Consider the following 12,353-nt stretch of genomic DNA (forward strand, 5'->3'; position numbering starts at 1 on the left):
GGAGGTCGCAATGACGAAACTTTACCCGATGTCATGGCGAATGGAACGCAGTGGAATGAAGCCATCTCCGACATCTGGCGATTGCTTCCTGGAGGTCGCAATGACGAAACTTTACCCGATGTCATGGCGAATGGAACGCAGTGGAGCGAAGCCATCTCTAAATTCTTTGTGCGTACTCTATCGGGTGAGTATGGAGAACAACCCGCGCAAGCATTACAAGGATATTTTGAGCAAGAATTAGCTCAACCTGATATTGCGTTGGAATGGTATGGAGGAAGAGGAAATCCTAGCCTTGGAGGAGTACCACACACTCAATCTCCGCAAGTTGGAGGCGCAAGTGTTCCACTCTCTCCAAGTGTTCCACAATCTGAGGAAACTGTAATTCATTATCTCACCAATCAACTGATTCACCGGATTGGTGAAGAACCTCAGATATTATTAGACTTGCTCTCCTTTTACCAACGGCCGGAAGGAGTTGACCCGCTAGAGTATCCCAATCTTAATCCCCATGACCCCGATGTGATTAATCTGCTCAACAGTTATCAGTGGCATTTACGCAGTGATGAAAATCCGGATGCGGATGCCAATATTAGCCAAGTCAATCAGCAAGAAAATCTTCAAGGTCGAGATGTGGTAATCGGAGTCATTGATAATGGCTTTGAAGTGACAGATACTGAGCGCAGTTTAGTGGGACATGCCGATTTATCAGCCAATTACCGCGAAGATTTGAGTTATGACTTTGATGAAGAAGACAGTATTCCCTCGCGAGTGGTTAGCTCTGAAGCCGTTTATCAAGGAGAAAACCGTACCCTAGGTGATTGGGGTGCTAATAGTATGTTTGGTTTTCGTAGTCCCCATAGTGGATTGATTCAGAATGCCACGCTCAATCTGGATATTGAGTATGAGTCAGTGGAAGATTTAGAGATTTACCTCTATTGGCATGAGAAGAGTGAAACTTCTCCATTGCCTGTGGAAAAAAGACTGAAAATCAAAAGTATAGGAGAAGATTTGACTGAGGTGGATTTAACCTCTCATTTGCGAGGACAACCGGCATCTACATTATGGGGTTTAGAGATTATAGATACCAATTATGTTTTCGGAAAAACGGGGACGCTGAATGATTGGTCATTTGATTTAGATACGGTCAATGCTCATGGAACGGCAGTTGTTGGCGTTTCTAGTGGGGATGCGAATAATGATTTGGGTGTCAATGGTGTGGCTGGAAGTTCCGGCTGGGCTGGATTGCGAGTGGGTGGTAATGGAGCAACAGATAATGAAATGCAACGCGCTCTATCCTATCAAAATAATGAAATTGATATATATAATAATAGTTGGGGTTTAGGCTTTTTTAAGTCTCCATTTCCGGATTCTTTAGATGAGCTAGAATTAGGCACTAAACAAGGTAGAAATGGTTTAGGAAATATTTATGTTTTTGCGGGTGCAAATGCTGGCCAAGCTGGAGGAAATGTTAATTATAATGCCTTTGCTAATTCTCGCCATACGATTGCAGTAGCAGCCATTGACCATGAAGGGAAACAAGCGGTTTATAGCGAACCGGGTGCGCCGTTATTGGTGTCTGCTTATTCGGATAATGGTACGTCTGAAGATTATGTGGGAATTACGACGACTGCACCCTATCAAGATGATGGTGATGATACCAATGATTATATTCGCGGGGGATTTGGGGGTACGTCTTCTGCTGCTCCTGTGGTATCGGGTGTGGTGGCGTTAATGTTGGAAGCCAATCCCAATTTAACGGCGCGGGATGTGCAGCATATTTTGGTGGAAACGGCGCAGAAAAATGACCCCAATGATGAGGATTGGATTCGCAATGGTGCGGGATATTGGGTGAATCATAAATATGGGTTTGGCGCGGTGGATGCACAAGCGGCAGTGGAGAGGGCGAAAATTTGGATTTTGGAATCTGTGGCCGAAGAAGTGATGATTTCCCAAGGAAAAGTGGTGAATGAACCCATTGAGGATAATTCTGAATTGAGTTCCACGTTAACATTTGATTCGAGTAATCAAATGAATGTGGAATGGGTGGAAGTAGAGTTTAATGCCGACCATGAGTATAAGGGAGATTTGGAAATTGTTCTGGAGCATCGTTATATTAATAATTTTGGTGAGGAAGTGGTCACGGAGTCTGTGTTATCAGAACAGCATTTTAATGGTCGATATCTAGGAGATGATGATTCCCATAATTGGCGATTTACTTCTGCTCGTCATTGGTGGGAACCGTCAAGAGGGGAATGGAAGTTAAGGGTTAATGATGAGTATGTGGGTCATGATTCTGAGGATAACCAATGGCATAATTGGAAGTTAAACGTTTATGGAAATCCCAAGTCATTTGATAAAGTTTTAAGTGAAATTTATTTGGATCAAGGTAATAACGAAATAGGGATTTACGGTCAAGGTTATGATATGAGTAATTTAGCTATAGGTGAAGAATTTAAAATAGTTTCTCATGCCCAAAGTGTTGATACAGATTTTTATGGAAATATTAAGACGGATCTACATGATGTATCAGTAACCAAATTAGTAGATGGTGGATTTGTTGTTATTTGGGGCCACTGGGAATCTAATTCAGATGATCGGAGTCCGTTTCCACCCCCTTATCTACGGTTAATTGCAGACATTTATGGTCAGCGTTATGATCGCTACGGTATTCCTTCTGGTGATATATTTCAAGTTAATTCTTATACTCAAAGTGTTCAATGGAAACCATCAGTAGCATCATTAACAGATGGTGGATTTGTTGTTGCTTGGGGTTCTCAAAATTCTACTCGCGAAAATAGTTACTTTGGAGTTCAAGCTCGACGTTATGACTCTAAAGGTATCCCGATTGGTGAAGAATTTCAGGTCAACTATGACACTTATTACGATGAAAATTATTTATCACTAATTGGGTTAACTAATGGTGGATTTATTATCAGTTGGAATACTGAAGACCGAAACGGAGTTGATCAAGGGACTTATGGCAAACTTTATGATTATAATGGTCTTCCAGTTAGTCCAGAGTTTCCAGTGAATTGGTATTCCCAAAACAATCAAGATCTAGAATATCCAGCTAGTTGGTATCCACAAAATAATCAAGATGGAAGTAATTGGATTCTTTATGGTCAGCGCTATGATCGTAATGGTGTTCCTATCCTAGCATTGGAAAATTAACTCACACTATTTTGTAGTGGTCAAGCTATGATTTAGAGCTAAGATTATACGAGTTCGCCAATTGATTAGAATATTATAAAATAATTACAATCAATGAAATTCACTATGTCTTCAACTTGGTCAATTCAAGAAAACACTTACAACGAAACGCTCGGCTTTGACTTTTTCACTCTCTCTAGTGGCTATGTCGAAGTCCAAAGTCCCACCACTCAAGAATCGGTTTCTCTACCGTTCCTCTGGTATTTTTCTAGCTGGTCATTCTACTACAATCCTTGGTTTAATTTCTGGGATGAATACCCAAATGCCTCTCTGTGGTTGGATGACTTGCAACTGTTCCGATTTGAGCCAACCACTAACTCTAATGGCAATTTCTATTATCTGGTTTTGCCAGAAACCGAGCCAGGCATTTTTGAGAATATCAGCGATGAAATCACGTCTGAAAATTCATTTTATCCCAATAAAATTGAGGAAGTCTTCAAGTCTATCTTAACGGAACCCGAACAAGACTTCGAGCTAACCACCCTCTCATGGGAAAATCAGTTAGATGTTTGCGATGTCACCAACTGCTACCCGCAACCGGTTCCCGAAGCGTCCTCGGTTATGGGTGTTTTAGCCATTGGCTTGACGGTGGTGGGTGTAGCCATTAAACGGACATTTTTCCCGAATTGAGAAGATTTTGCCCTCTCCCTTTCATCTCCCCCTTCTCTCTTCGGCTTCGTTCTCTTCAGCTTCGCTCAGGGCAAGCAGGGCAGCGCCTACGGGAGAAGGGGTTAGGGAGATGAGAGGGCAACCATTGGCGACTCAATATCCTCTAAACTGACGGTAATCAAGTTTTGATTAGCTTTAATATTTGCGATCGCCCTCAACAGCCTCTGTTTGTTGACTTCCGACTGCAAAAGATACTCAGTGTCATCAGCCGGTATTTCCGAGACCACAATCTCAATCTCTTTCTCCCCAAACTCAGTCTTAATCTTCTCTAGGAACTCAGGATTAATTTCACTGGCTTTTAATCGATAAACCGTTGACATGGTTACCCTGTGATGATGTTATGTTAGATACTTATATGAGAAGTGAAAGGCGATCGCCTCAGAAAGGCAGAGGGCGATCGCCTTAGCGATAAGGCTACACATCGTTGGGGCGATCGTCAAATCGCTCCAACAACTCCTCACGGGAACACTGCAAACACAAAGGCATAAACTCATCAGGAGATAACGCCAACAAAGCGTCAATAATACCCAAAAGCGACTCATCTAACTCACCAAAACGAGTCCTTAATAAGGCTTCAATCATCAAGCGCTGTCGCTGAACACTTTGTTGAAGTCCTTGTTGAATCCCTTCTTGAATCGTATCTTCTCGCCATTTTATATATGCTGGTGATAATTCCATAATCAACTCCCTCTCTTCTGGTTTTAACTCTATTTTACTTTCTACATTAATGCGCCAAGTCTCCACTAATTCTAGAATATTTCGTCGTTGAGGATCTTCTATGGGTAACTATTGAAAATCAGATCGATTTGCAGAGTTTCCCCTGGAATTTCTCGGCTAATTTCCACCGTCCCCAAAGGTTCGAGAAGTTCTTTCAGGTATTGCTTGGCAAATTGATCGTGGGGTTGTCTGGTCACGGAGCAGTTGAGTCAGATTGATACTCTATTTTAGTATGGTTGGGGCGATCGCTCGCCTGAAGTGCGATCGCCACTCCCTCAACTTTCCTCAGCCTCACCAGAATCCCCAAACCGCTCCAATAGCTCCTCACGAGAAGCACTCAAACACAAAGGCATAAACTCATCGGGAGGACACTTCAGTAAAGCATCAACAATACCCAAAAGCGCCTCATCCAACTCACCAAACCGAGTCCTGAGCAAGGTTTCAATCATTAACCGTCGTTCCTGTTGAACCCCCTGCTCCAGTCCTTGTTGAACCCCCTGCTCCAGTCCTTGTTGAACCCCCTGCTCCAGTCCTTGTTGAACCCCTTGCTCCAGTCCTTGTTGAAGTCCCTGTCGAATCCCTTCTTGAAGGGTATCTTCTCGCCATTTGATATACGCTGGTGATAATTCCATAATCAACTCCCTATCTTCTTCATTGAGTTCTATTTTACTAGCCACATTAATCCGCCATATCCCCACTAGCTCTAAAATATTTAGCCGTTGAGGATCTTCTCTGGGTAACTCCAGCACTTCTTCAATCGCTCTTTTCTGAGTCCCTCCTTTCCCCAACATCCTTAACCATAAGGTTTCTGGGATTTCTGGCAATTGGTTAATGGCAATAATCCCCGTTTGGTTAATTTGTGCGAGTCGATAGATTCCTCTATAGCCATACTCAGTATTCTCCTTCGCACCTAACTCTTCCATCAGCCTCTGGGATGCCGTGGGGGTTAAAATCCATAATCGAGGCAATTGCTGTTCATCCAGGGTTTTCCCTTCCCGTTTGGTTTGACGCTGTAGCTCTGCATGGACATGGAAAAGCTTGAGAATACAATTGCGAATCTCTGGGTTAGTGGGACAGTTGCGATAGGGTTCTAATAAGCAAGGTTCAGCCGCCAATTGGGAGAGTAAACCCAATGCTGGAGGGTTACTTGGGGGTTCTGGGGATGGCTCGAAAATGAGATCGATTTGCAGGGTTTCCCCTGGGATTTCCCGGCTAATTTCCACTGTCCCCAAAGGTTCGAGGAGTTCTTTGAGATATTGCTTGGCAAATTGATCGTGGGGTTGTCTGGTCACGGAGCAGTTGAGTCAGATTGATACTCTATTTTAGTATGGTTGGGGCGATCGCTCGCCTGAAGTGCGATCGCCACTCCCTCAACTTTCCTCAGCCTCACCAGAATCTCCAAACCGCTCCAACAACTCCTCACGAGAAGCATTCAAGCACAAAGGCATAAACTCATCCGGAGGGCACTTCAGTAAAGCCTCAATGATGCCCAAAAGCGCCTCATCCAACTCACCAAAACGAGTCCTAAGCAAGGCTTCAATCATTAACCGTCGTTCCTGTTGAACCCCCTGCTCCAGTCCTTGTTGAACCCCTTGCTCCAGTCCCTGTTGAACCCCTTGCTCCAGTCCCTGTTGAAGTCCCTGTTGAAGTCCTTGTCGAATTCCTTCTTGAATGGTATCTTCTCGCCATTTTATATACGCTGGTGATAATTCCATCATTAACTCCTGATCGTCTTCGTCTAGTTCTATTTTAGTGGCTACATTAATTCGCCATATCCCCACTAGCTCTAATATATTTCGCCGTTGAGGATCTTCTCTGGGTAATTCCAGCACTTCCTGAATTGCCCTTTTCTGTGTTCCTCCTTTCCCTAACATCCTTAACCATAGGGTTTCTGGGATTTCTGGCAATTGATTAATGGCAATAATCCCCGTTTGGTTAATTTGTGCGAGTCGATAGACTCCTGTATAGCCATACTCAGTATTCTCCTTAGCACCTAATTCTTCCAATAGCTTCTTAGATGCTGTTGGCGTTAAAATCCATAATTGAGGCAATTGTTGTTCTTCAAGAGTCGGTTTTTCCCGTTTAGCTTGACGCTGTAGCTCTCCATGAACATAGAAAAGTTTGAGAATACAACTGCGAATCTCTGAGTGACTCGGACAATTGCGATAAGGTTCTAATAAACAAGGTTTAGCCGCTAATTGAGAGAGTAAACCCAATGCTGGAGGGTTACTTGGGGGTTCTGGGGATGGCTGGAAAATCAGATCGATTTGCAGGGTTTCCCCTGAAATTTCTCGGCTAATTTCCACTGTTCCCAGGGGTTCAAGCAGTTCTTTGAGGTATTGCTTGGCAAATTGGTCGTGGGGTTGGCGTGTCACGGAGCAGTTGAGTCAGATTGATACTCTATTTTATTACGGTGTCCCCTAAATCGTAAAGAAATATTACAATTTCGCCCCTCTTGCATAAAAACCCTCCGTAAAAACCGAGATCCCTATAGAGGAACAATTTTCTAGAGGAACCCCCCATGCCTTATAGCTTTTGGATAGAAGAAACCGATTATACCGCAACTGGGCAATACGAGTTTTTTCAACAAAGTAGTGGCTATCTGCAAATCCAAGATACCAGCAATCCTGGCAGTGAAACCATAGAGCTACCCTTCTTGTGGTGGTTTTCTAACTATTCGTATTACTACAACCCTTGGTTTTATTGGTGGGTGCCATCTTATAATCCTTCATTGGTTAGCAATAATTACTGGTTGTCCAACTATTCATTTATTAGCTATAATCCCAGTTCAAATTACGGAGTGCAAGATTTTTACTATCTAGTTGTCCCTCAAACAGCAACGAGTTACTTCAGTAATCCCAACTTTCAGAGTGCAGAGCTGGATGAATTCGATCCAACGGTTACCTTATCTTCCTGGGAAGCTCTTTTAAGCGACAACTATCAAATTACAGATATCAACGAAACCGAATTAGGCATTTGTGATTTAGCTGATTGTCCAACTGCTGCTCCGGTTCCTGAAGCCTCTTCTGTTATCGGAGTTTTGGCGATTGGATTTGCAATTATCGGTATTGCCATCAAACGGAAATTTTTCCCCAAACAAAATACTTTGATCTCCCCTCGTGCAAAAACCTCTTAACCCAATCATCGTAGGGTGGGCAGCAGTAGAGATGATAGGATTCAAATTCCACCACACTATCCTGCCCACCTTACCCCTGACTACAGGGTTTAATCTTCCCTAGAATTCGAGCCAAATTGGGCCAATAACTCCTCGCGAGAGGCGTGCAAACCCAAGGACATACATTCATCTGGAGGTAATTCCAGTAGGGGGGAAATGATAGCCAATAATGCTTCATCCAACTCACCCAACCGAGTCCTTAATAGCGCTTCAATCATCAAGCGCTGTCCCTGTTGTAGTGTATCTTCTCGCCATTTTATATAAGCTGGTGATAATTCCATAATCAACTCCCTTTCCTCTGGATCTAGATCTATTTTACTTTCTACATTAATCCGCCATATCCCAACCAACTCTAGGATATTCCGTCGTTGCGGATGGTCTTGCGGCAAGGCCAAAACTTCCTCAATGGCTCTTTTCTGGGTTCCTCCTTTGCCCAACATCCTCAACCATAGAGTTTCTGGGATTTCTGGCAATTGGTTAATGGCAATGATTCCAGTTTTGATGCCATCAGCCAGAAGATAGACTCCCGTACACCACTGTTCTAACTTGAGATGAGCGCCAAAGTATTCTCGGACTCTCTCAGAAATGGTAGGCGTTAAAATCCATAACCGAGGGAGTTGGGCTTCATCTAAGGTTGGTTGTTCTCGTTTAGCTTGACGCTGTAGCTCTCCATGAACATGAAAGAGTTTGAGGATACAACTGCGAATCTCTGCATGGGTGGGAGAATTTCGATAAGGTTCTAGTAAGCAAGGGGTAGAAGCTAATTGAGAGAGCAAACCTAGAGCTGGAGGGTTGCTTGGGGGTTCTGGAGAGGGAACGAAAATCAAATCGATCTGTAGGGTTTCCCCTGGAATTTCCTCGCTAATTTTGACTTCTCCCAAGGGTTCGAGCAGTTCTTTGAGGTATTGCTTGGCAAATTGATCGTGAGGTTGGCGTGTCACAGAACAGATATTTAAGAGAACTAAAAATACATTACATTACATTTTGCGATAGGATCTGACTGGCGATCGCCCAACATCATCCCCCATGACCCAACCCTGGAAAACCCTACTCCCCCTAATCCTGAGCATCTGGCCAACCCTAGCCCATGCCCAGATTGTACCCGATCGCACCTTACCCCAAAATACCACCGTCACCACCCCCCAAAACAACCTTTGGCTCATCAACGGGGGAACTCCTCAAGGTAGTAATCTTTTCCACAGCTTCGACCAATTTTCCCTCCCCACAAATACTCAAGCTCTCTTCAACAATGCGCCCAACATCAGCAATATTTTTAGCCGTGTCACTGGCGCAAACCCCTCCACCATCAACGGCTTAATCCGCGCTAACGGCACAGCCAACCTATTTCTCCTCAATCCCAACGGTATCCTTTTTGGCCCCAACGCCTCCCTCAACATCGGCGGTTCCTTCCTTGCCACCACCGCCAACCGTATCGACTTCGCAGACGGCACATCCTTCAGTGCTACACCCTCCCAAACCCAACCCCTGCTCACTGTCAGCGTCCCCACTCAAATCCATCTCAGTGAAAACCCCGCCCCCATCATCGTCGAAGGTCAAGGCCATAACCTCAGCATCAACCCCCAAAACGGAGTCGTCATGCGGGGGCCCGTTGAAGGGCTACAAGTGCCATCCGGCCAAACCTTAGCCCTAGTCGGGGGAGAACTCAACCTAGCCGGAGGCACATTAACCGCAGAAGATGGACGCATTGACTTAATTGCCGGGGGAAATGGAGCCGTTAACCTCAACCTGGAGCAAAATCAACTCACCGCTACCCCCTTCTCCCTTGCCACATCCGGAGATATCACCCTTTCGGCCATCTCAGTCGCTGATACCAGTGGTCAGGGAGGGGGAGACCTGCAAGCCTACGGACGCAACATTACCCTCGCTCAAGGCTCCCTCTTTCTCAGTCTCACCGAAGGCAACCAACCCGGAGGCACTCTCACCGTCACCGCGACAGACTCCGTAACCGTGACTGGGGGAATCTCCAGAGGCTTCGTCACCAGCGCCATTCTCACTGAAACCCTCGCCCAAGGTTCTGCGGGCAACATTACTGTCACTGCACCCCGAATTAACATTACCAATGGAGCGCAGATTTCCGCCTCTAGCTTGAGTCCAGGATTAGGAGGCAACATTACCCTCAACGCTCCAGAATCCTTAAATGTCTCTGGAACAACTCCCTTTGGGGTTCCTGGTGGCATCTTTGCCGCTACCTTGGGGTTTGGTAAAGGGGGAAATCTAAACATCACTACCGGGCAATTGCGCTTACAAGAAGGAGCGGTCATTTCTACTGCAACCTTCATTGACAACCAACCAGCCGGAGATATTACCATTGGCGCGAGATCTATTTTGATTGACAGTGGGGCGCAAATTTCCGCCAGCACCAGGGGAACGGGAGATGCTGGAAATCTGATTATCGGTGCATCGGATGGGATTTTGATCTCTGGGGGAACCCAAGATAACCCCAGTGGCATTTTTTCCCAAGTAAACTTTACACCCTTGGAAGAACTTGAAGCCCCCCCTAGTGGAGCGATTCGGTTTATTCCTGGCCCCAATCGGGAGCGAGTTCCCGTGATTCCCGCGACTGGACGGGGGGGGAGATGTGCAGGTGAATACCCGGTTCCTCACCTTAGAGAATGGGGGGACTATTTCCGCCGGAACGTTTGGGGGAGGGCCAGGGGGAAGACTAACGGTCAATGCTTGGGAACAGCTACGGGTCAGGGGAAGTACGGCTGATAATCAAAGTCCGAGCGCTATTGTGGCTTTAACTCTGGGGGAGCAGCCCGCAGGGGATATTACGGTACTGACTCGGCGGTTAGACCTAGAGAGTGGGGGACAAGTGACAGCCTCGACGCGGGGGCCGGGACAGGGGGGAACGTTGCGGGTGACGGCTTCGGAATCGGTGAATTTGAGTGGTATTGCTGCCGATGGTCGCCCGACCCGGATGACGGTACGCACGGAGGGGCCGGGAAATGCGGGGGATTTGATTATCGGGACGGAACGGTTGACGGTGAATAATGGGGCGGAAATTAATGTGAATGGGATTTTACGCGATCGTGCGGGTAATATTCTTACTAATTTACCGTTAGGGGGAGCGGGGGATATTTTGATTACTGTGCCTGAAGTGCGCTTAAATGGGGGACAAATTACGGCGAATACAACTTCGGGCGCTCAGGGTAATATTTTTCTCAATGGTGAAGATATCCGCTTGCGGGAGGGTAGTCAGATTGTGACGAATGCCTTCGGAGAATCCACGGGCGGTAATATTAATATCAATACGGATCTGTTAACTGCTCTGGAAAATAGCGATATTAGCGCCAATGCGGAGCAAAACTTTGGCGGTCGCGTAACGATTACGGCTCAAGGGATTTATGGGACGGAGTTTCGCAATCAGTTAACCCCAGAGAGTGATATTACGGCAACATCGGCATTGGGGCCCCAGTTTAGCGGCATTGTCGAGATTAATACCCCAGATATCGATCCGGCTCAGAATACGACGGATTTGCCCCAGGCAGTTGAAACACCGCAGGGAATTGTACCCATTTGTCGTCCGGAGGCTCAAATGCGTTCTGGGGAGCGCGAATTAACCGTTGAAGGACGCGGTTTACCCCCCAACCCCACTCAACCGGTGAATCCCGGTTCTGTAGAGGTGGAGATGATTGAAGAAGTAACTCCTTCAAGAGAATTTGAAGAATTTGAAGGGCGATCGCCTCTACCAACCCAGAGCAATTTAACAACCTCTCGCCCTCAGTTACCCATCGCCACCGGATGGGTTATTAACGAGAAAGGAGAAATCTTTTTAACGACAACGCCCGAAAAAGTCACTCCCCATCGCTCCTTACAACCCAATCCAGATTGTGTGCAGGAATGATATCAAGTCCGGTTATTCATGTTCGCGAAGCGGAAACACCCTAATTAAAAGTCTAGGGAGCGAGACGCTCCCACTCCAGTAAGATCAAGGGATTCCAGGAGTGCGGGCATCTTGCCCGCTTGTCTTTTCCCATTCACCGGACATAATATGATTGTGCAATCAGCAAGAATTGTAGATTAGGAATGAGTAGGGATAGCGATAATTGCCATTTCCTCATCCATCAAGCGTGTCATATCAAGTCCGCTAAATCAGCTATAACAAGTCATTGCGAACGGAACGCAGTGGAGTGAAGCAATCTCAACCATCTCGGTAGTTTTGGCGTTTCCGCTTCGCGGACATGAAAAGCGAAGCTTGCGTGAAACGCGAAGCGCGAATGCTTCCCTGCGGTCGCCATGACAAGTGTTTAACCGGACTTGATATCAGTAGAATCGCCAAACCGCTCTAACAATTCCTCACGAGAAGCATTTAAACACAAAGACATAAACTCATCTGGAGATAATTCCAGTAAAGCGTCAATGATACCCAAGAGCGTCTCATCCAACTGACCAAACCGAGTCCTGAGCAAGGCTTCAATCATCAAACGCTGTCCCCGTTGAACCCCCTGCTCCAGTCCCTGTTGAACCCCCTGCTCCAGTCCTTGCTCAAGTCCTTGTCGAATACCTTCTTGAATGGTATCTTCTCGCCATTTTATATACGCTGGTGATAATTCCATCA

General features: G+C 45.9%; 10 protein-coding genes and 1 pseudogene. 4 read left to right on the plus strand and 7 right to left on the minus strand.

Annotated features, from left to right (window positions below):
* Together PMG25_RS12050 and PMG25_RS12055 are read left to right on the plus strand one after the other, a co-directional pair.
* A partial coding sequence (locus PMG25_RS12050) for a S8 family serine peptidase (protein WP_283767152.1) occupies positions 1–3,171 on the plus strand: 3,171 nt, incomplete at its 5' end.
* 105 nt (positions 3,172–3,276) lie between these two features.
* A complete protein-coding gene (locus PMG25_RS12055) occupies positions 3,277–3,840 on the plus strand; it encodes a hypothetical protein (RefSeq protein ID WP_283767153.1) in 564 nt (187 codons plus the stop codon).
* A 101-nt stretch (positions 3,841–3,941) separates the two neighbouring features.
* Here the strand turns inward: PMG25_RS12055 and PMG25_RS12060 are convergent, their stop codons facing one another.
* The 5 genes from PMG25_RS12060 to PMG25_RS12080 form a co-directional block, all read right to left on the minus strand.
* Positions 3,942–4,199 (minus strand): hypothetical protein, encoded by a 258-nt coding sequence (locus PMG25_RS12060; protein WP_283767154.1) that lies wholly within the window; start codon positions 4,197–4,199, stop codon positions 3,942–3,944.
* A 94-nt stretch (positions 4,200–4,293) separates the two neighbouring features.
* On the minus strand, positions 4,294–4,557 hold the full coding sequence (locus PMG25_RS12065) for a hypothetical protein (RefSeq protein WP_283767155.1): 264 nt from the start codon (positions 4,555–4,557) through the stop codon (positions 4,294–4,296).
* A 98-nt stretch (positions 4,558–4,655) separates the two neighbouring features.
* Complete coding sequence (locus PMG25_RS12070; protein ID WP_283767156.1) at positions 4,656–4,793, minus strand: hypothetical protein; 138 nt, start codon at positions 4,791–4,793, stop codon at positions 4,656–4,658.
* A gap of 78 nt (positions 4,794–4,871) precedes the next feature.
* On the minus strand, positions 4,872–5,888 hold the full coding sequence (locus PMG25_RS12075) for a hypothetical protein (RefSeq protein WP_283767157.1): 1,017 nt from the start codon (positions 5,886–5,888) through the stop codon (positions 4,872–4,874).
* A gap of 78 nt (positions 5,889–5,966) precedes the next feature.
* Positions 5,967–6,971, minus strand: a complete 1,005-nt coding sequence (locus tag PMG25_RS12080; RefSeq protein ID WP_283767158.1) for an RpnC/YadD family protein — start codon at positions 6,969–6,971, stop codon at positions 5,967–5,969.
* 146 nt (positions 6,972–7,117) lie between these two features.
* Between PMG25_RS12080 and PMG25_RS12085 the strand changes: the two genes are divergently transcribed.
* Complete coding sequence (locus tag PMG25_RS12085; RefSeq protein WP_283767159.1) at positions 7,118–7,732, plus strand: hypothetical protein; 615 nt, start codon at positions 7,118–7,120, stop codon at positions 7,730–7,732.
* An 89-nt stretch (positions 7,733–7,821) separates the two neighbouring features.
* Here PMG25_RS12085 and PMG25_RS12090 read toward each other — a convergent pair whose 3' ends face one another.
* Positions 7,822–8,712 carry a hypothetical protein gene (locus tag PMG25_RS12090; RefSeq protein WP_283767160.1) on the minus strand — a complete coding sequence of 297 codons (891 nt, stop codon included), beginning with the start codon at positions 8,710–8,712 and terminating at the stop codon, positions 7,822–7,824.
* A gap of 85 nt (positions 8,713–8,797) precedes the next feature.
* On the opposite strand from PMG25_RS12090, the gene PMG25_RS12095 reads away from it, so the two are divergent.
* Positions 8,798–10,504 carry a two-partner secretion domain-containing protein gene (locus PMG25_RS12095; RefSeq protein WP_283767161.1) on the plus strand — a complete coding sequence of 569 codons (1,707 nt, stop codon included), beginning with the start codon at positions 8,798–8,800 and terminating at the stop codon, positions 10,502–10,504.
* Between the two features lie 1,538 nt (positions 10,505–12,042).
* On the opposite strand, the pseudogene PMG25_RS12100 reads toward PMG25_RS12095, so the two are convergent.
* Positions 12,043–12,353, minus strand: a pseudogene (locus tag PMG25_RS12100) (hypothetical protein); the annotation flags it as partial.

It is taken from the genome of Roseofilum capinflatum BLCC-M114, assembly GCF_030068505.1.
Classification (GTDB): Bacteria; Cyanobacteriota; Cyanobacteriia; order Cyanobacteriales; family Desertifilaceae; genus Roseofilum; species Roseofilum capinflatum.

Coding starts and splice junctions, on each gene's coding strand:
- PMG25_RS12055 (WP_283767153.1), top strand. CDS start 3,277: ATGTCTTCAACTTGGTCAATTCAAGAAAACACTTACAACGAAACGCTC.
- PMG25_RS12060 (WP_283767154.1), bottom strand. CDS start 4,199: ATGTCAACGGTTTATCGATTAAAAGCCAGTGAAATTAATCCTGAGTTC.
- PMG25_RS12065 (WP_283767155.1), bottom strand. CDS start 4,557: ATGGAATTATCACCAGCATATATAAAATGGCGAGAAGATACGATTCAA.
- PMG25_RS12085 (WP_283767159.1), top strand. CDS start 7,118: ATGCCTTATAGCTTTTGGATAGAAGAAACCGATTATACCGCAACTGGG.
- PMG25_RS12095 (WP_283767161.1), top strand. CDS start 8,798: ATGACCCAACCCTGGAAAACCCTACTCCCCCTAATCCTGAGCATCTGG.